A 22688-nucleotide genomic window follows, 5' to 3' on the forward strand; every position below is an offset into this window, starting at 1 on the left:
GCCGACAGCATGAAAATCGCCTGAACATGGTGGGAGAATCGTCTGATTCGACGCAGTGCTATATTCCATTTTGCTAAAATTAGATAAACTAAAAGGAAATAAGTTCCTGTGGTGGAGTGTGACATTGTGAAAAGAAAGCGCTTTAAAATCCCTGTGCCCTATACGTTACGCAACCGCATGATGATCATGCAGATTACAGCCATTCTGGTACCGGTGTTACTTATCGGCAGTATGTCCTACGTGGCGATCTATCACATTCTGGAGAATAAGATTCAACGAGGCGTGGAGCTCAATTTGAAGCAGGTACGGTCCAAGCTTGAGACAACACTGGATAATATGAATTACGTCACCAAACAGCAAGCGCTTGATGAGCGAACCGTTAACCTGCTTCAAGCGTATCGGAATGCCGACAAATATGATCGGTATCTGATCAAGCGGGAATTTGACTCCCGCATGCTGCTGATGAAGAACACGAATCCCGACATCGGCATGTTGTTCTTCTACTTTCCGGGAGAGGAAGGCGTCCTGTTCGAGAATCCGACCGTTCGGCTGGAGAGGGACCCGAGAACATTTCCACTGTTATCCCAGCATGAGGCCCAAGGATACAATGTCTATGGACCCCATGAATCCATGGATGGCAATCCAGGACTGGTTATCTCCTTTCTTCGCAAAGTGCAGCCGGACAATCCCGGGCTACATCAGGGTTATTTCTATTTGGAGACGAAATTTCCTCTGTCTGAGAGCCTGATTCATCATCAGCAGTATGGCATGGCGGTAAAGCACGTGCTGGCGAATCAAGCCGGAAAGATCGTGTTCACCGAACGTCCCGAAGCCTATCCGCAAGGGAATCAATTAATTGACGCTGTTAAAAAACATTATGACAAGGATCACCGAATGTACCTGTTTCATGAAACCAGTTCGCAAGGCTGGACCATAACGGCTTCCGTAAGCCGATCCGAGCTTAGAGGAGAAATCTATTCCTGGCTGACGAATTTCACAATCATTCTCGTCTTCTCCGTCCTGCTCGGTTTCTTCCTGGCGCGGCAAACCTGGCGAATGATTGTGGACAAGCTGGGATCGTTCAAGAAAGAGATTGAACAGGTTGCAAACGGTTCGTTCCAAGAGCCTCCCCAGATGCTGGACGTTATGGAATTCGACGATCTGATTTTGAAATTTGATCATATGAGAGAACGTCTGCTGCACTTGATGGAAGTCGTGGCGGAGAAGGAGAAGAATAAGCGGGACCTGGAAGTGGAGAAGCTGAAGTACCAGATTAATCCTCATTTCATCCATAATACGCTGAATACCATTCAATGGATCGCGAGGTTGAACAAGCAACACGAAATTGATCATCTCATCGCCGTGTTCACCAGACTGTTGCACTATAACTTGGGGAAGGAAGGGGAGATGATACGTCTGCGTGAGGAAATTCAAGCCATCACCGACTATGTGGAGCTGCAGCGGATTCGGTATCAATTCCATTTCCAGGTGCTGTTTGAAATTCCCGAGGAAGCCGCAGATATATACATTCCGGGTTTCCTCTTGCAACCGTTAGTGGAGAACTCCATGTATCATGGTTTTACGCAATCGGATGGTTCCATCACGATCGAAGTCAGCCGACAGGCGGAAGAATGGATTGTGGAAGTGCGCGACAACGGTCAAGGGATAAGTGAGGAAGATATCGCGCGCTTGTTCGTTGACGAGCCCTCCCGCCGTAAGTCGGGACTCGGCATCGGTCTAAGCTTCGTGGACCGGACTTTAAAGAACCGTTACGGCGATACGTACGGCTTGCAGGTTTCCAGCACGGTCGGCGAGGGGACAACGATGCGTATACGCATTCCTGTCTTTCCTGTTCAAGAACTAGGAGGAGAGAAATCATGAGGACATTGATTGTGGATGATGAGCATTTTGTACGTAAAGGACTGATGTTTACACTGCCTTGGGAGTCATTTCAGTTCAAGATTGTCGGGGAGGCGGATAACGGACAGAGCGCCCTTGCGTTCATGCGCGCCCACGAGGTGGATGTGCTGATTACCGATCTGACCATGCCGATCATGAACGGTTTCGAGCTCATGAAGCAGGTTCGCGAGGAGTTTCCATATGTGTGGATTGTCGTGCTCACGTGCCACCAGGATTTTGCTTATGCCCAGGAAGCGCTGCAGTTAGGTGCCATTGATTATTTGGTCAAAACACAGATAGAGGGCCAGCACTCTTATGAAACGCTGCAACGAATTTCCAGAAGAATTACACACGAGGGAAGCTTAAGGCACTCTTCTTCGGCCGAGCCCTTTCAAGGTGTGAACGCGACAGAGTGCGAACGTTGGGATTTCCTGTTAATACCGGTTCCGCCTGAGCCAATGGCGATTGTGGAGGTTTGGGGAGAGCTGCAACATGAGGATATGACTCGGGTAGGAGAGGTTGGTTGGTTCATCAGGAATCATCGTTACCGATCGAGAAGTGAACTGCTGGATGCGCTCCTTGAACAGGAACGCTACAAGCGCTATCTCATTATTGTAATTTCCGGAGAATCCACTTCATGGACTCGAGGATTTGAGAGGTATGTGGAACATCTCGTATTCTACGAATTCCATCCCGACCAACCCGTCTTATTCGAGTATGCGCAATCCGGCCAAGCATCGGAAGGTTCGTCCGATTCAGCAATAGCAGAGGAGCTTCGAAGCCAATGGCTGACGTTCCGATGGATTTATGGTGATCATGTATTCCACGAGTGGATGCGGACCGTTCAGCGTGTCAGACCTGCGAAATCCGCATTGATGACTATTATGGGGGACACGCTTTTTGCATGGGAATTTATCGAGGGGGTCCGGGAAATGTTGGAGCCTTGGCGTGTGACCGGCGGACCTCGGTGCTTGCGAGACCTGGTGTCCATGCTTCAAAGCATTCGCGGGATCCTAAGATCCAGACCGGTGACGGAGGAAGTTGCGATCTGCATCTGTAAAGCGGTGCGGCACATGTCCGAAAGTCTGCATGAACCGTTAGGACTCGAGGAGGTTGCCCAACGTGTAGGGCTGAGCCGCGGTTACTTCAGTCAGTGTATACGTCAGGTCACCGGTAAATCTTATCATGACATGATTATAGAGATGAGGATTGCTCATGCTTCCCGATTGCTGGCGGAAACGAATGCGTTAATCTACCAAGTGGCTGAACAGTCCGGCTTTCGCGACGAGAAATATTTCAGTAAAGTGTTCAAACATTACACCGGTCGTCTGCCCACGGAATTCCGCAACGTTTGTAATATTCAATCCCGGAACAGCCAAGGGAGAAAATCGCAAGATGAGGGTGGAATTTCGGCCGGGATGAACGAAACACTTAACTCATAAACGGGCGTAATTCCTCCAAATGAAGCCGTTCTTCTCTCTCTTCATTAAGCGGCACCGGCGTACAATGAGGGTGCAACATATTCAAAGCGGAACATAGAAGGGGGACCATCCATGTTAAGAAAGCTTGCTGTAGTATCGCTGCTGGCTTCTGTTGTTTTTGTAAGCGCATGCGCGAACTCAGGAAATACAAATGTTGAGGGTCAAAATATTCAAAACAAAACAACGAATAAAGTGGAAGAGGAGAAGATGGATCCGTATGCCCCTTACACCGAAACCATTACCTATACGGCGGCCAGAGGCGTGGATCAGAACCCGAACTTCCCGGACGGACAGAGTTGGGAGAAGAACGATTACCAGGATTTCATCGAGAAGCAACTGAACATTAAAGGCAAGCTCTTGTGGACGGCGCCAAGCGATAATGAGCAGTATTCCAAGAAGCTGTCGCTAAACATCGCAAGCAATGATCTGCCCGACTTGTTCGTTCTGACAGGGCAACAATCCTATTCCCTCATGAGGAAGCTTGTGGATAACGGCCAAATTGAGGATTTGACGGACGTTGTGGAGGCGTATATGTCTCCGACCGTTAAGGAAATTTACAAGGCTACAGAGAATAAGGCTTTCGATCCGGTGACATTCGACGGCAAAATCATGGGTCTGCCCGGCGTAGCGGAATCCCCTCATGCGGATTATGTATGGATTCGCGAAGACTGGCGGAAGAAGCTGAACCTGCCTGAGCCTACAACCGTGGAATCGTTGCGGCAAGTGTCGAAGGCGTTCGCCGAGATGGATCCGGACGGCAACAAGAAGAAGGATACGATCGGCCTGGCGGCCCAAACCGAATTCGCTTCCTGCGCGGCCAATATGCATACGCTGGATCCGTTATTCTACGTAAACAACGCGTTTCCGGTTTGTTGGCAGAAGGACGCTGAAGGCAAGATATCCTGGGGAGGTATCCAGCCGGAGAACAAAGCGGTTCTGCAATTGCTTCGCGACATGTACAAGAACGGAGAGCTGGATCCGGAGTTCGGTCTGAAGGATAACGGCAAGACCGCGCAGGAAACGGGCTCGGGCAAGATCGGCATGGTCTTCCAGCCGTGGTGGGCGCCATTCTACCCGCTGGGTACGACGCTGAAGACGTTCCCGGATGATCCGAATGTGGAATGGAAAGCTTACGTGTTGCCGGATCAGGACGGGAAAGTCGTCGCGACAACAGCGGGATATTCCTCCGATACGTTCCTTGTCGTACGCAAGGGTTATGAGCACCCTGAGCTTGCGGTGAAGATGCTGAACTATATGACCGACTGGGGTCTGCATAAATATCCGGAAATCGAGGAATTAAATCAGGTGAAATTTAAAGGGCGTCAAAGCGCGGGCTCCCAATATGTCGGTCTGGGCATCAATTATCCGGACACCGTATTTAAACAGCTGCGCAGTGTAGAAGAGGTGTTGAAAGGCAGTGCCGAGGCAACCGCATTGACGCCTGCGGACGCTGATTTGTACAAACAGCTGAAGGATCCGAAGGCGACCCCGGACAATCGGATTTCGACAGCGGCCTATCTAAACGGATTAAAGCTGGATGCGGAATCCGACATGAAGGTTGTCGTGAACGCTTATACAGGTCAGACAGAGACGATGGCCACAAAGTGGACGACACTGCTGGATACCCAGAAGCAAGCCTATCTGAAAATTATTCTGGGCAAGGAGCCTGTGGAGTCGTTCGATACTTTCGTTGAACAATGGAAGCAATTAGGCGGAGACCAGATTACACAAGAAGTGCAAGAGGCTGTGGAGAAGCTGCCTAAATAACGGCGACAGGACGGGGCGTGTACGCGGATCATCGGTGCGCGCCCTCTTCATCTACTAAATTGAACAAGGCGGTGAGAATCGTGCTAGGCAAGCTGTGGCATTCCAGAACAACACATTTATTGCTCATGCTGATTCCGGGCATCATGCTCGTCATGTTGTTCAGCATTATTCCCATGGCCGGCATCGTGATGGCGTTCCAGAAGTATAACCCGGTCAAAGGCATGTTTCATTCGGAATGGATCGGACTGGATAATATACGGTTCATGCTGATTAATCCGGAGAGTGCGCAAATTTTCAAAAATACAGTCATCATCGCCCTGCTGAAGATGACCGCGGGCTTGCTCGTGCCGATCGTATTCGCGCTGATGCTCAACGAATTACGTGTGTTGTGGTTTAAACGAGTGATCCAAACCGTCGTGTACCTGCCTCATTTTCTCTCCTGGGTAATCATTGCGGGCATTATTAAAGACATTCTCTCCTATAACGGCGTGGTCAACGTGTTGTTAGGCTATGCGGGATTTGAACCGATTAAATTCATGGGCAGCAGCGTCATGTTCCGACCACTACTGGTTGTAACGGATGTGTGGAAGGAATTCGGATTTTCCGCTGTTATTTATCTGGCGGCATTAACGGGTATCAGCCCTCACTTGTATGAAGCGGCCGAGATCGACGGAGCGACGCGCATGCAGAAACTTCGCTACATTACGCTTCCAGGCATTGCCGCAACCGTCGTTCTTCTCGCCACCCTCAGCTTGCAAAATGTATTGAACGCCGGATTCGATCAGGTGTTCAATTTATATAATCCGCTTGTCTATTCTACCGGCGATATTATCGACACCTACGTGTACCGAAGCGGACTCGAGCAAGGAAATTACGAAGTGGCCACCGCCATCGGCCTGTTCAAGTCGGTTATCAGCTTTGTGTTGATTATCGCCGCATATCATCTGGCCAAGAGATTCGCCGGCTACAAAATTTTCTAGCAACGGGAGGTGTCCGCATGAGTACGGCCTTTACTAAACGATTTAGTTCTTTCGATTGGATTCTCATAGGGTTGCTGTTTCTGGTCATGGTGTCTTCTTTCGCGCCGATTCTGCATACGATATCCGTCTCCTTCAGTAATCAGGCCAAGGCGGACTCGGGTCTTGTGACCTTGTTTCCGATTGGCTTCAACTTGAATTCCTACGAGAAAATTGTAGAGGACCGGCAGTTTCTGACGGCGTTCTGGGTATCTGTGAAACGCGTGTTCTGGGTAGCTTTGCTTAGCTTCGTCGTGACGGTCCTTACCGCATATCCCCTAGCCCAGGATCCGCGCCAATTCCGTTTCCGTAACCCGGTGATGTGGCTGCTGGTGTTCATCATGCTGTTTAACGGAGGCTTGGTGCCTTTCTATATGGCGGTCAAGAGCTATCACATGTACAACACAATGTTCGCATTGGTGCTGCCGAATCTCTTCAGCGTGTTCAACATCATCCTGGTCGTTAACTTCTTCCGCAGCCTTCCACGGGAGCTGGAGGAGTCCGCAAGTATGGACGGCGCAGGGCCTTGGCGTATGTTATGGAATGTCATTATCCCGTTGTCTGTTCCCGTATTGGCTACAATTACGCTGTTTAACATTGTCGGCACATGGAATGAATATTTAAGCGGGTTAATCTTCATCCGCGATCAGGAGCTGGTGCCGCTTCAGACATATATGCAGACCTTGTTTGTGAAGATGGACCCGACCCAGCTGACGGCTGAAAATGTGAAGCAATTAAGCGAAGTGTCTAACAAAACGCTGAGCGCCGCCAAGACATTCGTGTCGTTAATTCCAATCCTGTTAATTTACCCGTTCCTGCAGCGATACTTCATCACAGGCATTATGTTGGGTTCCGTCAAGGAATAGCTGATGCGGCATCTTTAAGGAAACTGTTTTATGAAGGGTGGTGATAATATATCAGCATTAGATTCATGCATCTTGACCTGAGGTCTTCGACAGATGGGATTGAAGCTTAACCTAATTCATGAGACGGAGGTAAGTTAATGAACATGAATGTGAAGAAGAGTACGCAGCCGAGTACGGTGAAAATGAGCAAGATGAGAATGAGTAAGGTGAAGATGAACTCAGCCAAGGCTGTAAAAGCATTTCTCTGCATGGCAGTTGTCGCTTCCGGCCTTACAATGCTCTCCTCGCAACCGACGCCCGTATCAGCTGCAAGCACGGATATCTCTTCAACCTATCAATGGAAACCATTGAAGACCGGAGCAGGCGGATTCGTGACCGGTATTGATGTACACAAGAACGGAAATACGGTCTATGCCCGCACGGATGTGGGAGGGGCGTACCGGTTGAATGCAGACAAGACGGCGTGGATTCAAGTGGTTACATCGGACAGTATGCCGGATGAGACGCCGGGAAATCACCAGGGTGTCATCAGCTTGGTGTCCGCACCGGGCGATGAGAACCTGGCTTATATGGCTTATGTGGGAAGCGTTTACAGATCTACCAATAAAGGCTCATCGTGGTCCAAAACCAATGTTTCAGGCATCTCCGGCGACGCTAACGGAAACGGCCGGACTACGGGCGAACGATTGGCGGTAGATCCCGCAAACGGCAATGTAGTCTATTACGGCACTCCCGGAAGCGGCTTGTATAAAACTCGGGACGGCGGGGCCAATTGGTCACAAGATACATCCTTGCCTTCAACAGGGGAATCGGCACAAGGCGTAACGAGCGTAGCGGTTGACGCTGGGAGCGGGACTGTATCGGACGGCGGAGTAACCCGGACGAAGACGGTATATGCCTCAGTTCATAACCAAGGAATATTCCGTAGTGATAACGGGGGAAGCAGCTGGAGCAAGATCACCGGTAACGGACTGGCCGACGCCAGAGGATTTGCAGATTTGAAAATTCGTTCCGGTGTACTCTACGTAGTGTCCGACGGAGTTTGGAAGTATGCCGGCGGGACCTGGAGTAATATCTCGCCGGCGGGCGGTATTGTAAGTGTAGCGGTATCTCCCCACACCCAAGGTAAGCTGCTCGCCTTCAACGGCGGCGGGACACCGTTCCGCTCGGTGAACGACGGCGTCAACTGGACTCAACTGTCCAAGAGCAGAACGGCATCGGATGTTCCCTGGCTGGCTTGGACGGAAGAGGACTGGATGTCGGTCGGGAATGTTGTTTTTGACCCGATTATGCCGGATAAATTGTGGTTTGCCCAAGGGATCGGCGTATGGACTTCCACCGATATTAATGACAACGACCTGACGTGGAACTCACTGAACAACGGGATCGAGGAGATGGTGTCCACAGATGTTGTAGCGCCTCAGGGGGGGAAGCCCGTCACCTCCTTCTGGGACCGTCCGATTTTCTACCATGGGAATCCGGATGTGTACCCTTCGGTCCATCAGCCGTCTCCTCGCTTCAGCTCCGGCTGGGATCTGGATTATTCCTATAACAATCCGAATTTCCTTGTAGCTGCGGTATCGGACCACCGCTTCTGCTGTGAATCCGACGGTCATGCGTACTCAAGCGGGTATTCCACAGACGGGGGCCAGAACTGGACCGCCTTCCCGTCCGTACCGGCGGAGATGCGCTTCGGTAACATCGCGGTCGCCGCATCGGATACGAACAATATCGTGTACTTGCCGTCAAACAACAAGGCGCCGTTCTACACGAATAACCGCGGCCAGTCTTGGTCACAAGTAATCTTGCCAGGCACGGAGAACAGCTACGATGAGCAAGGGAATTACAATGGCGGCTCCCACTTTGCCTACTATCTCAACCGACATGTGCTTGCGGCCGATACGGTGAATGACCTAACGTTCTATCTGTATCATCAGAACTTGGGAATGTTCCGCAGCACGAACGGGGGACAGAACTGGTCCCTTGTGAATACATCTCTGCCGAAGGGGTGGACAGTCGGCTGGTTTAACGCCAGCTTGAAATCGGTTCCCGGCAAAGCGGGGCATTTGTTCCTGACATTCGGGCAGCTGGATGAAGCCTCCTATTCCATGTACCGTTCCACCGACGGCGGAGTAAATTGGACGGAAGTGACGCAAGTCAAGGACGCGACGGCCATCGGCTACGGCAAGGCGTTAAACGGCGGCTACCCAACGATTTATGCAGCCGCAACGGTGAACGGCTCATACGGTGTATGGCGCTCCACGGACGAGGGAGCAAACTGGGAGAAGACGGCTACCTATCCGCTGGGACTGTATGATCGCGTAACGGCAATCGACGGTGATAAGGATACGTTCGGCAAGGTGTATGTGGGCTTCAAAGGGAACAGCTTTGTCTACGGGGAGCAGGCAGGCGCCCCAGGTAATAATAACGGCAGTGGAACCGGATTGACGGCAACATATTGGAACGGTTTGAACTTTGAACAATGGGTGACCAATCGGACGGAGAATGTCAACTTCGATTGGGGTACCGGTTCGCCGGGCGGGGGCGTAAACAGCGACAACTTCCTGGCAAGGTGGGAAGGTTACGTGCAGCCGAAATTTAATGAAACATATACGTTTCATACTTGGTCAGATGACGGCGTAACACTTGAAGTGAACGGTCAGTCGCTCATTAATAAATGGGTGGATCAGGGACCGACTGAATGGACCGGAACCATAACGCTTCAAGCCGGTCAGAAATACAGCATTCGCCTTAACTACTATGAGAAAACCGGGGGAGCCGCTTCGAAGCTTTATTGGTCGAGTCCTTCTCAATCTAAAGAGATCATTCCGGCATCGCAGTTGTATACTGCTAATTAATTTCACAATAAGGAACCCTATTTCCACGCAAGGTGGAAATTGGGTTTCTTTGCTTGCTGAAGAATTGATTGACGCTTATATGGAAACCCGATATACTAGGAACGTTATTTGAGAATTATTCTCATTAGGTTATGAGTCAGGTTAATTATAAAGCAGAGGAAATCTATTTATGGCCAAACGTGGGATTGCAATCATCGCCTTCTTCATATGTTCGAGCTTCATCATCTACGTTTCGTCCAGGTGGAACGCGTTGGATTTGGGAAGCAGCTTAGCGAGGCTGGCCGCCAGTCCGGGATGGCTGCTGTTCATGTCAGCCGGCTACCTGCTGTCCTTCGCATTGAAGGCCAAAGCCTGGCAGCTGTACCTGCGCAAAGAGGCTCGCCTGCCGTTTCTCGAGAGCATGGCCGGCTTGTTGTACAGCCTCGCCGTCAACCATCTCCTGCCGGTGAAGGCGGGAGATGCGGCCCGCATGGCTGTGGTTGCCGCCAACGGACGCGTCCCGTGGGCAACCGCCGTGCATTCTGTCGTCATCATGCGCGTCCTGGATCTGTTGGTCCTCGGCGCATTCGCGGGAACGGGCGCCCTGGTCCTGGGTTTTGGCTCCGTGACAGGGATCGTTTGCGCCATCGCGCTCACAGCAGCAGGACTGGCATTCCTTCGGCCACTCAGCCTACGCATTCCCTACCAGGCCGTCGCACGGCATCTGCAGCATATGGACGTAACGCTTCGTTCCAAGCAAGGCATCACTATTCTGTTCCTGATCCTAGCCTCTTGGCTGGCGGAGGGCGCCGTTGTTTACGGAACTTGGCACGCGCTGGGCTGGAACTTCACCGCGATTCAATCCGTGTGGCTGAACAGCCTGACGGTCGCGGGCCAAATTTTTCACATTACACCCGGGGGCATCGGCACCTACGAAACGACCTTTGCTGCAGGAGCAAGCCTGCTAGGCTTTGCGGGGAAGGACGCTTTAAGGGCAGCGGTTGCCGCGCATGGGTTTAAGTTTATTTTTTCCTACATAGCGGGATTATGGGCCTGGTGGTACATGCCTCTGAAATGGAAAGATATTCGCGACTACCGACAACGATTGAGAATTCAAGCAACTGAGGAGAAACCACAATGAAAAAAGCATCCGGTTTTGAAATTATCGCCGCAAGATGTTGGAACTTGCTAAATGAAGGCAAGCCGTTCACGCCGATTTTTACGGTGTCTGTGTATTTGATGTACCATTTCCGAGACCTTGGTGACCCTGGATTTCTGGCGTCCGCCGGATTGTCCCTGCTGTTCATCCTGCCTTTATTCGCTCTGTTCTTCCTGTTCGACTTTCCGTTAATGCTGCGTAACTACCTGTGGCTTCCCTTGGTTGCGGCGCTCCTGATTTGGGAACCGTTCCCGCTGTCGCTGGCATGGACCGGACTGGGGCTCTATTTCTTTTTCACCGTATACTTCTGGGGCACCTTCTATTATCATCTCCGCATCGGTACCTCTTGGTGGAACTTCCGGCGATTCTGGAAACTGGTTCTGAAGAACAGCGACTCCACCAGCGGCAACGCGCAAGAACAGATGCCTAAGTTTCTGTTGCTGCTTTTTCTATGGGAGGTGTACACATGGTCATTATCCTCCGGGCCCGATCAACTAAACCCAACCGAACTTTTGCCACTCCTGTGGTTTACCCTGGGTCTCGCTGTATACGCATGGATTTTGCACCGTAATCTGTTTGACTGGAAACCGAAAGAACTCGCGACCGGCTTAACGCAACCCCTCAACGACCCACCCGTGGCGGTCAGCGAGAAAGTGATTGTGATCGTGATTGACGGGATGCGGAAGGATCGTTTTGAAGAGGCAAATGCGCCTTTCCTGAAACAGCTGCGCGCCGAAGGTACCGAGTACACCCAGATGGAAACGGTTTATCCCGCGCGGACCGTGGTTTGTTTCTCGTCGATGTTCACCGGGACGTACCCGAGGGAGCACGGCATCAAATCCAATATGGTGTGGAGTTTGGGTATCAAGGTGGAAAGTATCTTCGATTCACTGCGGCGGGTTGGGCGTAAAGGACGTCTCCTCGGTATCGCTCACCTGATCGACTCCATGGGGGACGATGTGGAAAGTGTGACCGCCGTCATGCACAATGACCTCGCGGATCGCAACATTATTGAACGGGCCAAGCTGATTATGGCGGAGCAAAATCCCGACCTTCTGGTAGCGCAGCTCATCGCGACGGATCAAACCGGGCATAGCATGGGCGCGCTGTACGACGAATATGTGCAGAAAATCGAAGAAGCCGACGCCTTAATCCGCGAATTCACGGAATGGCTGGAAGCGCGGGGCATGATGAAGAACACGACGCTGCTCATCTGCGCCGATCACGGCCAAGCTGACGGCATCGGCGGACACGGTCACCTCGATGAGGGCGAGCGCTTCGTGCCGTTCTTCCTGCACGGCCCGCACATCGCGCAAGGTCAGCGCATCGACACGAGGCATTCGCTCGTGTCGGTCGCGCCGACGATCGCGCATCTGCTCGGCGCGCCGATGCCGAGCCACAGCCGCGGCCCCGTGCTGGCGGAAGCGCTGAAGGCAGGGCACGGGAACGGGACCTTGGAGGGGGCTCAGCTCGTTGAGTCCGACAAGGTTTCGGGGCTTGGCGCGGCGGAGCCGGCGCTCGGGGTGAGGCGATGAGCGAGCGGTACGTTGTCGCGACTCGGACTGATGCCGAACGGAGCTTGCCGGCGATCGTCGTGTTCTTACCTGCCCATAACGAAGAGGCCAGCATCGGCGGCGTTATCGCCCGCATCCCCCGCGACTTCGCCCCCGGCTACCGGGTCGAAGTGCTTGTCATCGACGACGGTTCCCGGGACGGAACCGTCGCCGCTGCATTGGCGGCGGGCGCGGACCATATCGTCCGCTTCCCCGCCAACCGCGGCCTGGGCGCCGCCGTGCGCCGCGGCCTGGCCGAATGCTGCCGGCTGGATGCCGCAGCCGGCTTAATGATCGACGCGGATAACGAGTATCCGCCGGAGCAGATTCCGGATGTGCTCGCGCCCATCTTGGGTGGAGAGGCCGATTACACGTTCGGCTCGCGTTTCCTCGGGCACATCAAGGGCATGTTGATCCATCGCCGGCTCGGCAACTATGGATTCACGTTACTGCAGTCGGTGCTCCTGCGCAAAGTCATCTACGACGGCCAGTCCGGGATGCGGGGATTCTCGCGCGAGGCGATGGAGGAAGCGGAGATTATTCATGATTACAACTATGCTCAGGTGCTCACGCTGAATCTGGTGCGCAAGGGCTTCCGCCTGAAGGAAGTGCCGATTCAGTACCAAGTGAGAACGGAAGGGCAATCGTTTATTAAATTTAAAGCCTACATGAGTTCAGTGCTGCCAGCCATCTATCGCGAGATGAGACGTCCGGTGAAGCGCAAGACGAAGGAGCAGAGGTATGCGCGGAGAGCGGAAGAAGGAGCAGGGAGAAGACAAGGTACGGCCAGGGAGCAAACAGGGCGAACATAAATCCAAAACAAACCATTCCTTGCCCGATCGTGCTCACATGAGCACTAATCCCGCGCAAACCGATTTTACTCAGCCTGCTAAAGTACATTCGAGCATTATTCCCGCCACCATTCTAAAAGTCGCCCCCTGGCTCCTGCTTCTTACCGTTGCCATCTTCTATCTGTCATGGGGAATCACCCATAGCGGTCCTGTCCGCACTTGGGATGAGGCGGATTTCGCCTTGGCGCTCCACCGCTTTGATTTGCTGGCGATGCAACCTCATTTCCCGGGGTATCCGTACTTTGTGCTCGGCGGTATATTGATGCATCGTTGGCTGGACGATCCGGCGCAGGCGTTGGCCGCATGGAATTTGCTGCTCACCGCTACTGCCTTGGTTCCTCTATACCTTCTATCCCGACGTTACCTAACACCCATGACATCTGCTGCCCTAGCCGCTTTCCTCATCACCATGCCTTACCTGTGGCTGCTAGCCTCCCAACCGATGTCCGAAGCCTCGGGTATTGCCGTGCTTTGGTGGTTTCTGTGGAGTCTCGCCTATGCCCTGGAACACAGGTCCACGAAACGATTATTACTTTCGGCGGCGCTATTTGGAGTGTTGATGGGCATTCGTCTGTCTTTTGTCCCCTTCGGCGCAGGCTTGGTGTATTTGTGGTACGCGCATTACATCAGAGACTACACGACTAAACGACGCAAATTCTACCCTAGACTATTGTTCATTCTCTCCACGGCGTTGGCGTTCCAGCTCATATGGGTCATCGGCTTGGCCGCTTCGGAAGGGGGGCTTGCGGGCTTTCTGCAGCTGTCGGTGGCCTTTGTGCAAGGACATTTCAGCGAATGGGGCGGGGGAGCGGCGTCATCCTCGTTACCTATGGGGGAGCGTGTCCTGCAGTATGGCATCAACTACTTCTGGACCGGGTTGGCAGCTCAATCCTGGATCCAGGCCGGCGCATGGGCGGTCATCGGTTTAACCTCCGCCTACTCATTCTTATCCCGCCCCAATAACTCTTCCACCAAACCCGACCCTATCCTAAAACTCATTCTATTGGTGGTTACCGCTTACGGGCTCTGGGCCTTTTTTGCTCAAAATATCGAGAAACCCCGCCATCTGTCCCCGCTCGTAGCGGTCTCCGTATGGCTTGTTCTTGCATATGCCTTGCAGACTGCGAGCAAAACTCAGCTGCATCGCGGCCTTCTCGTCGCGCTTACCGCGGGCATCGCAATGAACCTCTACACCGGGACGGGATGGCTCACCGAGCAAAGGATGAAACCCTCGGCCGTGGCGCAGCTAGGTAACTATATGGAATCGGTAAACGAGCCGCTAGTCCTTTACACATGGGAAGAAACCCGGGTGCTGGCCTACAATGGGGCGGATTTTCCTCATCAGCGGATCGAGACCTTTGAACTATTTAAAGCGGAAGCAGAGGCTCAACAATCCACCAAACGTGTATTCGTGACGGACCATGTCCTGAACGGATTCCACGCGCAAAATGCAGAACTGGACGGCCGATTTGTGAAAGTGGCGGCGTTTCGGGCACATCCGATTTTTGACCCTGTATATGCGGATATTGTGCTGTATGAATGGCTTTCCCCATAAGGCTGAATCGTCTGAAAATTTAGTATTGACACTCTCATTGAAAATGATTATCATTATCCTCGTGGTCAAAAAGATGGAAAATTGTTAACAGCGAGGTGCAATATGTCAAAAGTGACAAAGTCTTTTGGAATCTGGGTTTTCGCACTCCTTCTTCTGTTTCCTATACAGGTCCAAGCCTACTCTTACGGGGATGCCAACGAAGAAGCGGTGGCTGAAACGTTCAAGCTGGTGATGTCGAAGGTCAGCGGTTCCACACCGGATTGGGCCGGAGCGCTAGCCGCATATAAAGTAAGTCGTTCGGAGATCTCCTCCCATTTTGGAGCTTCGGTGGCAACTACCCTGGATAACAACTTCAAGGACAAGAACAAAGAGTTGGTCATGGCGAACTTCAAAGCCGTGATGATTATGAATCTGGACCGCCGAATCGACTATGCGAAGAAGGATTTCAAGGATTATACGAAAGCCAAGCTTCTGCTCGCCAAAGGTAAAGCCACATACGATGCCTTGGCGCCATACATAAACAGCGATGCGAAAGTAACGCAAGCGGGTCAGAACTTTGAGACCGCATTGGAAGCGCTAGGGAATCCCGGATTGTTCGGGGTAGGGGAGAAGCCGGCCGACTTTGAATTATTCAAGACGAGCCTGAATGACATCTACACGTCGGTGAAATCCACCTTCCCTTACAAAGAAGCCGCTGCGCCAGCAACCAAGCCGGATCCGAAGCCTTCCACACCTGTGGTGAAGCCGACTCCGAAGCCGACTCCGAAACCTACGCCGAAACCTACGCCGAAGCCGGCAACGGACACGCCGAAGCCTTCCGTGAAGCCCTCGGAGCCTGCAACTCAGCCTGCTAAGCCTGCAGAAACGATCAAGCCTGCAGAGCCAACAGAGCCGGTAAAAGTGCCTGAAACCGGCACCGCTACGGATCCAGCAGTCAAGCCCGCAGATCCGGCAACGGATCCTGCGGTGAAGCCTGCAGATCCGGCAACAGACTCTGCGGTAAAACCTGCGGATCCGGCAACGGATTCAGCGGTAAAACCTGCGGACCCCGCTGCAACGCCGCCCGAAACAGCGGATCCGCCAACCGAGCCGGCTGAAGAGCCCGCTACGGAAGTGACTTCCGCAGAAGTAACCGCCGACAGCGAAGCTGCCGCCGAACACGCTCCGATGGAGCGCGTTTCCAAGACGAACGGCGCGGTAACCGTAGGCTTCATTGCCGGGTTAGCCGCGGTGTTGGGCGCCATTCTATGGTTTTTAAAGAAGAAAAAATACATCTAATTCACAAAGGAGCTTAACGCATGCGCACAAAATTCACAGCTTTACTTACGGTACTCGCCCTGATTTCTTCTGTATTTTTCGGATTGTCCTCCGCCTTGGCCGCGGATAGCAAGTATGCAATTACAGCTGACGCCGAAGTTCAGGCACAGATTGACGCTTTTGCCGCAATAAAGAAAATGTTCGATGATTCCGCACCGCTGGCTGATATTAAAGCCAAATATGAAGAGAAATTCAAAACACAAGTTGCAGCCATTGACGCGACGATCGCCGAAGGCAACCCGAAAATCAACGACAACGTTTTATTCTTCCTGGACGCTGCGGTGAAAGGCGACATGAACGCCGCCCAAGCGAAGCAAGCGGTAGACAAAGGTTTACAATGGTACTTCTACTTTCTGACGAAGAGCATGTTCAGCAAGCAAGTAAGACCGGCACTTGAAGCGAAGGACACGGCGAAAGCTAAAGTGGAACTGGAGAAAGCGATCCAAATCTACGAGCAGGTGCTGGAGCCGACCGTAGTGAAGCGCGACGCCAAGTTTAAGACGAAGATGCAAGATGAGCTCGCTACCGTGGTTATCCCATCCTTGCAGAAGGATGTAGCCGCAGGAGACCTGGATAACTACAAGTTGCACTACCAAATGTACGACAAGACTCTGATCAAAATGTTTTCTTACGCAGCCCTGACGTACGCTGAAGTTTCTCCGACGAAGCCGGTTGCGGACCAACCTGCGGCGATGACGGAAGGTTACTTCTTCTTCTCTTCCGTATACAGCTACCTGAAAGGCGGCAGCGCGGCAGATGCAGACTATATTCTGAAAGCTTTTGCAACCGGTAAAGCCTCTGAGCTGGATCTTGCGAAAATCAAAACAGCGATGAACCGCGCCATGATCGGCAAGGTTAGAGAATACGTGTTGAAAGCCGCGGATTACGCGTCCCAAGGCAAGTCCATTGAAGCGCAAGTGTATGCTATGGAAGGTAACATGTTCCTTGCAGCTCAAGAAGTATTCATTTCTGAGAAATTAGGCGCGGATGCTTATACAGCGGCTGTTCTCAACGGCGTTCAATTCGCCAAAGCCATTGCGGCTAACGATGTAAAAACAGCCCAAGCCCACACGTTCCAAGTGATGAAGACATTAGCGAAGCTAAACGGACTTTCCTTCATCATCGGTACCAAATCCGTTGAAGTTAACGGCGTGAAGAACACGATCACGAATGCTTCCTTCGCTAACGCAAAGACGAACCGCACCCTGGTTCCAACGCGTTATGCCGAGTTGTTGGGAGCAACGGTTACTTTTCAACCGACAACGAAAAAGATCGTCATCAACTACAACGGCACAACAACGGAGTTGCTTCCGAACGAAGCAGCAGTTACGGTGAACGGTGAAGTGAATGCCGAGAAGAAGCTGGATCAACCGGTTGTAGCTTTGAAGGGTGTAAGTTATATCCCGATGCGCGCCGTAGCGAACTTAATCGGATATGAAGCTTTTTACGCTAAAGGTGAAGTACTTATCGTTAAGTAAGATTAATCAAGAGACAAACACTTGGCCCATGTGGGTTCAGGTGTTTGTCTTCTGTACCATACAGATACGGCAAAGGGGCTGCGGAACACCATGGATTTGCAAGCTTTCTTGATCACGTTTCGGGAAGCGCTGGAAGCGATATTGATTGTGGGTGTCATTGTTACATATTTAAAAAGAATCGATCAATCTCAATGGAATAAATGGGTTTGGATGGGTGTCATACTGGCGCTTGGCGCGAGTTACGTGGTGGCTCTCCTGTTCCAGGTGGTTCTAACCGGATACGGGATGATGTCCAGCCAAAATTACCTGAAGATGGGCATTATGGTCGTTTCCGCCCTCTTGTTAACCCATATGATTCTGTTTATGTCCAAGCAAGGCAGGGACCTCGAGGGTGAAGTGAAAACCCAGGTCACGAAGATTCTTACGACAGGCAGCATTATCAACATGGTGCTTCATTCATTCCTGATCGTTCTCCGGGAAGGCGTCGAAACGGTGTTCTTCTTCGCGGCCATCACGGGAGGAGACATCGGCCGCGCGCTGGAAAGCTGGGGCGCGCTGTTCGGTGTGATCCTGGCGCTGATCATCGGCTACCTGTTCTTCCGTTCCGCCAGAAAGGTGAAGCTGAGCACGTTCTTCCGGGTGACTTCGTTCTTCCTGATGTTGATTGCCGCAGGGTTATTGGTGCAGGCGGTAGGCATCGCCCAGGATCTGAAAATCATCGGCACCGTTTATCGGACCGCTGGCGGCGAAGTGGGCGAGGTGTATAACATCACCTTCCTGATGCCGGAGCATCCCCTGGATGAGCAGCAATACATTCGGGATACCGGCGAGAAGCCGTTGATTAACGGGCAGGTGGGCACGTTCCTGAAAGCATTCCTGGGCTATTCGCAAAACCCGTCCGTTGAAGAATTCGGCTTATATTGGCTGTTCTACTTTGTGGTGTACATCCTGCTTTCTGCCAAGAAGAAGCGCGAGGAACAAGTTCGAGCGGCTATAGCGGCATAAGCGATTGTGACTAGAGACATCGGCGGGGTTATCCCTCTCGGTGTCTTTTTTTGACATATAGGAAAAATGTTGATATTTCAATAACAAAAGCATGGTACGATAAGAGAAAAATGTAAGGGGCGGCTCATGCTCATGAAGAAAATTACGGTCATCGGCACAGGTTATGTCGGATTGGTTTCGGGTACGTGTTTTTCGGATTATGGCAACCGGGTGATATGCTGCGATATTGATGCGAAGAAGATCGATCGTTTGAAGAACTATGACATTCCGATTTACGAGCCCGGGTTAGAGCCTTTGGTGCGCAAGAATGTGGAGCGGGGGAACCTTAGCTTTACGACGGATATTTCGAACGCGATCCAGGAATCCGATATTATCTTCATTGCCGTGGGCACACCGATGTCCCCTTCAGGCGAGGCGGACTTAAGCTATGTGAAAGCCGCGGCGGAGATGATTGCCAGTCATATGAACAGTTACAAGGTGATTGTGGTCAAAAGTACCGTACCTGTCGGGACGGGGCGGATGGTGCAGAAGTTGATTCAGGAACACATAGGGGAGCGGTTAGTCTCCTTCGATGTGGTATCCAATCCGGAGTTTCTTCGGGAAGGCTCAGCGGTTTACGACTGCATGAACATGGAACGCGCCATTATCGGCTCCACCGGGGAGCAATCCGCCGATATTATCCGGGAGCTGCATGCTCCTTTTGAAACCAAAGTGTTGGTTACCGATCTGGAAACGGCCGAAATGATTAAGTATGCCGCCAACGCTTTTCTGGCTACGAAAATTTCGTTTATCAACTCCATCGCGAATCTGTGCGAGCGTTACGGAGCGGATGTAGGGCATGTGTCGGAGGGGATGGGCATGGACAGCCGAATCAGCGGCAAATTCCTGCAAGCGGGCATCGGCTATGGCGGCTCCTGTTTTCCTAAAGATACCGAGGCGCTTCGCTACATGTCACAGCAGGTGGATTATGATTTCTCCATGCTGGATGCCGTTATCCAAACGAATGAAGCTCAACGCATGATTGTTGTCCGCAAGGCGCAGGACCTGTTGGGGGACTTGGGTGGAAAGACGATTGCTGTGCTTGGGTTAACGTTCAAGCCGGATACGGATGATTTGCGCTATGCCCCTTCGTTGGATGTTATCCCCGCACTCGTCAGGGGCGGAGCTTATGTGCGCGCCTTCGACCCGGTTGCTGCGCATGAGGCTGAGATGCTGCTAGGAACCGAACGTATTACATACTATCGTGACTTATACGAAGCGGTGGAGGGGGCGGATCTTTGCTTGATTTTGACCGAGTGGGAGGATGTGCTGCATATGGATTTGGCCCGGGTGAAGGAGCTGGTGAAGCAACCCAAATTCGTGGATGGACGGAATTGCTTCTCGCTTGAGCTAATGCGTCAACGGGGATTCAGCTATCGGTCCGTAGGCCGGCCGGATGTGGACGGCGTCTTGGTCTAGTTCTCTTTTGCCATAGCAGAGCGTAGGTTAAGAAGTAAGTTCAATAAGTGTAAAGGGTGAGAAGGAATGGTTTCCACGGAGGATAAAAATTTCGCGTTACTGGCGCATTTGCTCGGGTTATTCACGAGTATTGTCGCACCGCTGTTAATCTGGCTGTTGAAGAAAGATTCCGCTTATGTGGAACGTCATGCCAGGGAAGCAGTCAACTTTCATATTTCATTAATTATTTATTATTTTGTGGCCGGGATTTTGTGTATCCTATTAATCGGTTTTGTGCTGTTGCCGCTCATCGGGTTGTTGCATCTGGTGTGCACGATTCTAGCGTCTGTGAAAGCTTACAACGGCGAGGAATATCGGTATCCGTTAACGATTCGGTTGCTTAAATAAAAATATCCAACTAAGCCAGAATTCCTTAGGGGGTCTGGTTTTTTTTGTTGTGAGTGCGGGCGTGCTATTGACATCGAAAATCAACAATGTTATATAAAATAGTGGATAGCACTCAAGAAGACAGAGTGCTAAATGTGTACCATTTTGAGAGGAGAATCACCATTACTATGGAGAAGAAACAGTTCCAAGCTGAATCCAAGCGTTTGCTGGAGATGATGATTAATTCCATTTACACACAAAAAGAGATTTTCCTAAGAGAATTGATTTCAAACGCCAGCGATGCGATTGACAAGATTTATTACAAGGCGTTGACGGACGATACACTGGTTTTTGACAAAGAGAATTACTTTATTAAGGTTACGGCGAACAAGGATGCGCGCACGTTGACCATTCGCGATACCGGAATCGGGATGAATCAAGAAGATCTGGAAAGCCACCTCGGTGTCATTGCGAAATCCGGTTCCCTGGCGTTCAAGAAGGACAATGAGGCGCAAGAAGGGCACAACATTATCGGACAATTCGGGGTGGGTTTCTACTCCGCGTTCATGGTGGCTGATACGGTTACAGTGATTAGCCGTGCTCTTGGTAACCATCAGGCGTACAAATGGGAGTCCACCGGCGCGGAAGGCTACACGATTGAGCCGTGGACGAAGGACGAGGTTGGTACGGAGATCATCCTGAACATCAAGGAGAATACGGAAGATGAGAGCTATGATGAATATCTGGAAGAGTATCGTCTCCGTTCGATCATCAAGAAGTATTCCGATTTCATCCGCTACCCGATCAAGATGGATGTGTCCTCCCGCAAGTTGAAGGAAGGCACTGAAGACGTTTACGAGGATGCCAGCGAAGAGCAGCAACTGAATTCGATGGTCCCGATCTGGCGCAAAAACAAAAGCGAACTCACGAACGAAGACTATGAGAAGTTCTATGCGGAGAAGCACTACGGCTTCGACAAGCCGCTGAAGCATATCCATGTGAGCGCGGACGGCGCGGTTGTGTATCAGGCGATTTTGTATGTTCCGGAAAGCATGCCTTTTGACTATTACTCCAAGGAGTATGAGAAGGGGCTGGAGCTGTACGCGAACGGCGTGTTGATCATGAACAAGTGCGGCGACCTGCTGCCGGATTACTTCTCCTTCGTGAAAGGGATGGTCGATTCCGAAAGCCTGTCATTGAACATCTCCCGCGAGATGCTGCAGCATGACCGTCAGCTGAAGCTGATTGCGAAGAACATTCAGAGCAAGATCAAGAGCGCGTTGCTCAGCATGCTGAAGGACGAGCGCGAGCAGTACGAGACGTTCTACAAGGCGTTCGGGCGTCAGCTGAAGTTCGGCGTGTACAGCGACTACGGCATGAACAAGGATGTGCTGCAGGATCTGCTGCTTTTCACCTCGTCGAAGGAGAAGAAGCTGATTACACTGGACGAGTATGTGTCGAACATGCCGGAAGATCAGAAATACATCTACTACGCATCCGGCGAGTCCAATGAGCGCATTGAGAAACTGCCGCAGACGGAGATGGTATCCGATAAGGGCTACGAGATTCTGTACTTCACGGACGACATTGACGAATTCGCAATCAAAATGATCATGAAATACAAAGACAAAGAATTCAAGTCCGTATCCAGCGGTGATTTGGGTATCGAACAGGACGAGAATAAGGACGAGTCCGAATCGGAGTCCGCGGAGCAAAAGGAACTGTTCGAGCACATGACGACACTATTGGCCGGTAAAGTATCCAAGGTGAAAGCGTCCAAGCGTTTGCGCAGCCACCCGGTGTGCCTGTCCACGGACGGCGAAGTGACGATCGAGATGGAGAAAATCCTGAACGCGATGCCGAACAACCCGAACGTGAAAGCGGAGAAGGTGCTTGAAATCAACGTGAACCATCCGGTGTTCACCTCGTTGAAAAACGCTTATGCGGCCGACAAGGAGAAAGCGAACCTGTACACCGCGCTGCTGTACAATCAGGCGTTATTGATTGAAGGGTTGCCGCTGCAGGATCCGGTGGAGTTTACGAACGATATTTGCAAAATTATGGTGTAATGAGCAGAGCC

At 51.7% G+C, this 22688-nt stretch carries 16 protein-coding genes; all 16 read left to right on the forward strand.

The genetic code is table 11. From position 1 onward, the window contains the following. Positions 1–126 precede the first annotated feature (126 nt). The 16 genes from SY83_RS12750 to htpG all read left to right on the forward strand — a co-directional run bounded on the left by SY83_RS12750 (position 127) and on the right by htpG (position 22677). On the forward strand, positions 127–1881 hold the full coding sequence (locus SY83_RS12750) for a sensor histidine kinase (protein ID WP_157279854.1): 1755 nt from the start codon (positions 127–129) through the stop codon (positions 1879–1881). Then, complete coding sequence (locus tag SY83_RS12755) at positions 1878–3341, forward strand: response regulator transcription factor (protein WP_068607046.1); 1464 nt, start codon at positions 1878–1880, stop codon at positions 3339–3341. The genes SY83_RS12750 and SY83_RS12755 overlap by 4 nt, the downstream gene beginning before the upstream one ends. A 111-nt stretch (positions 3342–3452) precedes the next feature. Next, positions 3453–5147 carry an extracellular solute-binding protein gene (locus SY83_RS12760; protein ID WP_068607049.1) on the forward strand — a complete coding sequence of 565 codons (1695 nt, stop codon included), beginning with the start codon at positions 3453–3455 and terminating at the stop codon, positions 5145–5147. A gap of 125 nt (positions 5148–5272) precedes the next feature. After that, positions 5273–6127, forward strand: a complete 855-nt coding sequence (locus SY83_RS12765; RefSeq protein ID WP_068611084.1) for an ABC transporter permease — start codon at positions 5273–5275, stop codon at positions 6125–6127. A gap of 17 nt (positions 6128–6144) precedes the next feature. Beyond that, positions 6145–7029, forward strand: coding sequence for a carbohydrate ABC transporter permease (locus SY83_RS12770; protein WP_068607051.1), 885 nt, complete (start codon positions 6145–6147; stop codon positions 7027–7029). Positions 7030–7166: 137 nt separating this feature from the next. Next, the gene (locus tag SY83_RS12775) at positions 7167–9887 is read left to right on the forward strand and encodes a PA14 domain-containing protein (protein WP_068607054.1); all 2721 of its coding nucleotides are present in this window, start codon (positions 7167–7169) and stop codon (positions 9885–9887) included. A 169-nt stretch (positions 9888–10056) separates the two neighbouring features. Continuing rightward, the gene (locus SY83_RS12780) at positions 10057–11007 is read left to right on the forward strand and encodes a lysylphosphatidylglycerol synthase transmembrane domain-containing protein (RefSeq protein WP_068607056.1); all 951 of its coding nucleotides are present in this window, start codon (positions 10057–10059) and stop codon (positions 11005–11007) included. Continuing rightward, positions 11004–12560, forward strand: coding sequence for an alkaline phosphatase family protein (locus SY83_RS12785; RefSeq protein ID WP_068607058.1), 1557 nt, complete (start codon positions 11004–11006; stop codon positions 12558–12560). The genes SY83_RS12780 and SY83_RS12785 overlap by 4 nt, the downstream gene beginning before the upstream one ends. Beyond that, the gene (locus SY83_RS12790) at positions 12557–13390 is read left to right on the forward strand and encodes a glycosyltransferase family 2 protein (protein ID WP_068607060.1); all 834 of its coding nucleotides are present in this window, start codon (positions 12557–12559) and stop codon (positions 13388–13390) included. Before SY83_RS12785 ends, SY83_RS12790 begins: the two co-directional genes overlap by 4 nt. After that, positions 13320–14984, forward strand: coding sequence for an ArnT family glycosyltransferase (locus SY83_RS12795; protein WP_068607062.1), 1665 nt, complete (start codon positions 13320–13322; stop codon positions 14982–14984). Before SY83_RS12790 ends, SY83_RS12795 begins: the two co-directional genes overlap by 71 nt. Positions 14985–15086: 102 nt before the next feature. Further along, on the forward strand, positions 15087–16262 hold the full coding sequence (locus SY83_RS12800) for a hypothetical protein (RefSeq protein WP_068607064.1): 1176 nt from the start codon (positions 15087–15089) through the stop codon (positions 16260–16262). A gap of 20 nt (positions 16263–16282) precedes the next feature. After that, positions 16283–17779, forward strand: coding sequence for a copper amine oxidase N-terminal domain-containing protein (locus SY83_RS12805; protein ID WP_068607066.1), 1497 nt, complete (start codon positions 16283–16285; stop codon positions 17777–17779). 90 nt (positions 17780–17869) lie between these two features. Further along, positions 17870–18784 carry an FTR1 family iron permease gene (locus SY83_RS12810; protein WP_068611085.1) on the forward strand — a complete coding sequence of 305 codons (915 nt, stop codon included), beginning with the start codon at positions 17870–17872 and terminating at the stop codon, positions 18782–18784. A gap of 132 nt (positions 18785–18916) precedes the next feature. Then, positions 18917–20242 (forward strand): UDP-glucose 6-dehydrogenase TuaD, encoded by a 1326-nt coding sequence (gene tuaD / locus SY83_RS12815; protein ID WP_068611086.1) that lies wholly within the window; start codon positions 18917–18919, stop codon positions 20240–20242. Between the two features lie 66 nt (positions 20243–20308). Further along, entirely contained in the window at positions 20309–20629 is a 321-nt protein-coding gene (locus tag SY83_RS12820; protein WP_068607068.1) for a DUF4870 domain-containing protein, read from the forward strand. 167 nt (positions 20630–20796) lie between these two features. Further along, on the forward strand, positions 20797–22677 hold the full coding sequence (gene htpG, locus SY83_RS12825; protein WP_068607070.1) for a molecular chaperone HtpG: 1881 nt from the start codon (positions 20797–20799) through the stop codon (positions 22675–22677). Positions 22678–22688 lie beyond the last annotated feature (11 nt).

Origin of the sequence: Paenibacillus swuensis, assembly GCF_001644605.1 — a bacterium.
Taxonomy (GTDB): domain Bacteria; phylum Bacillota; class Bacilli; order Paenibacillales; family DY6; genus Paenibacillus_N; species Paenibacillus_N swuensis.